The organism is Synechococcus sp. BA-120 BA3, assembly GCF_034931285.1.
GTDB lineage: Bacteria > Cyanobacteriota > Cyanobacteriia > PCC-6307 > Cyanobiaceae > Cyanobium.
The window spans coordinates 1-1797 of record NZ_JAYGHZ010000159.1; the positions used below are offsets into that span (position 1 = coordinate 1).

Consider the following 1797-nt stretch of genomic DNA (forward strand, 5'->3'; position numbering starts at 1 on the left):
GCCCCCGGCCCCGGCGACCCCACCGGCGCCACCCGCACCGCCCACCAACCCCTGAGGGCGCTCATAGCCGGGCGACGGCGGCCCGGGTCTCCTTGGCGATCTGCTTGTTCTTCTCGTCCGCGCGCTTGTCGTGGAGCTTGCGGCCCTTGCCCAGGCCGATGGTGATCTTGATCCAGGAGCCCTTGAGGTGCAGGTTCAGCGGGATCAGGGTGAGGCCCTTCTGGTCGAGGGCGACACGCAGCTTGTCGATCTCGCGGCGGTGGGCCAGCAGCTTGCGCACCCGCAGCGGCTCGTGGTTGAAGAACTTGCCGGCGTGGCTGTGGGGGGAGATGTGAACGTTGTGAAGCTGCATCTCGCCGTTGCGGATCAGGCAGAAGCCGTCGCGCAGGTTCACCTGGCCGGCCCGGATCGATTTCACCTCGGTGCCCAGCAGCTCGATACCGGTCTCGAGGGTTTCGAGAATCTCGTACTGGTGACGGGCCAGGCGGTTGTCGGCCAGCAGCCGGTTGGCCGGGTCGGCGCCCTTGGCGCCACCACCCTTCCTGCCGGGCCCCTTCGCCATCGCCGCGTTCCTGATCACCTGGGTGCTCCCCGACCCTAGGCAGCAGCCGGTACCCTCCAACCATGGCGATCATCTCTTCGGGAGGAACGGCCGCACCCGCTCCCCGGGGGCCACGGTCCGGGGCGGCCCCGGAGCGGCTCGTGGACCCGACCGCCGCCGTCGAGGAGCCCCCCGTGCGGGAGGACGGCCTGCGGCCCCGCCGGCTGGATGACTACATCGGCCAGAGCGAGCTGAAGCAGGTGCTGCGCATCGCCGTCGAGGCCACCCGCCGCCGCCAGGAGGCCCTCGACCACGTGCTGCTCTACGGCCCCCCCGGCCTCGGCAAGACCACCATGGCCATGGTGCTGGCCGAGGAGCTGGGGGTGCGCTGCCGGATCACCAGCGCCCCGGCCCTCGAGCGCCCCCGCGACATCGTCGGCCTGCTGGTGAACCTGCAGCCCCGTGAGGTGCTGTTCATCGATGAGATCCACCGGCTGAACCGGGTGGCCGAGGAGATCCTCTACCCCGCCATGGAGGACTTCCGCCTCGATCTCACCGTCGGCAAGGGCACCACGGCCCGCACCCGCAGCCTGGAGGTGGCCCCCTTCACCCTGGTGGGGGCCACCACCCGCGCCGGTTCGCTGAGCTCGCCGCTGCGGGACCGCTTCGGCCTGATCCAGCGGCTGGAGTTCTACGGCCTTGATGACCTCGAGGCGATCGTGGTGCGGGCCGCCGGCCTGCTGCAGCTGGCCCTGCAGCCCTGCGCCGCCCAGGAGGTGGCCCGCCGCTGCCGGGGCACGCCCCGCATCGCCAACCGGCTGCTGCGCCGGGTGCGGGACGTGGCGGCGGTGGGGGGCCACGGCCGGATCGATGCGGCGCTGGTGGAGGAGGCCCTGTCCCTGCACCGGGTGGACGGCCGCGGCCTCGATGCCAGCGACCGGCGCCTGCTGCGCCTGATGCTGGAGGCCTACGGCGGCGGGCCGGTGGGGCTCGAAACCCTGGCGGCGGGGCTTGGGGAGGATCCCGCCACCCTCGAAGCGGTGGTGGAGCCCTACCTGCTGCAGCTGGGTTTCCTGCAGCGCACCCCCCGGGGGCGGATCGTCACGCCCGCCGGCCGCGCCCACCTCGATGGTGCCTCCGCGGTGGCGGCATGAGGCGGCGCGGAGCGGCGGTGCTGGCCCTGCTGGTGCTGCTGGTGGGGCTGCTGGCCTGGCCGGCGGCGGGCGCGGCGGCGTCGCTGCCGGACCTGTTCGAGC

The 1797-nt window shown here is 73.0% G+C and carries 2 protein-coding genes; one reads left to right on the forward strand and one right to left on the reverse strand.

Annotated features, from left to right (window positions below):
- Positions 1–61 precede the first annotated feature (61 nt).
- Positions 62–562 carry an SsrA-binding protein SmpB gene (gene smpB / locus VB737_RS06835; protein ID WP_159817618.1) on the reverse strand — a complete coding sequence of 167 codons (501 nt, stop codon included), beginning with the start codon at positions 560–562 and terminating at the stop codon, positions 62–64.
- Positions 563–624: 62 nt separating this feature from the next.
- Between smpB and ruvB the strand changes: the two genes are divergently transcribed.
- A complete protein-coding gene (ruvB, locus tag VB737_RS06840) occupies positions 625–1695 on the forward strand; it encodes a Holliday junction branch migration DNA helicase RuvB (protein WP_500312179.1) in 1071 nt (356 codons plus the stop codon).
- The last annotated feature ends 102 nt before the right edge of the window (positions 1696–1797 follow it).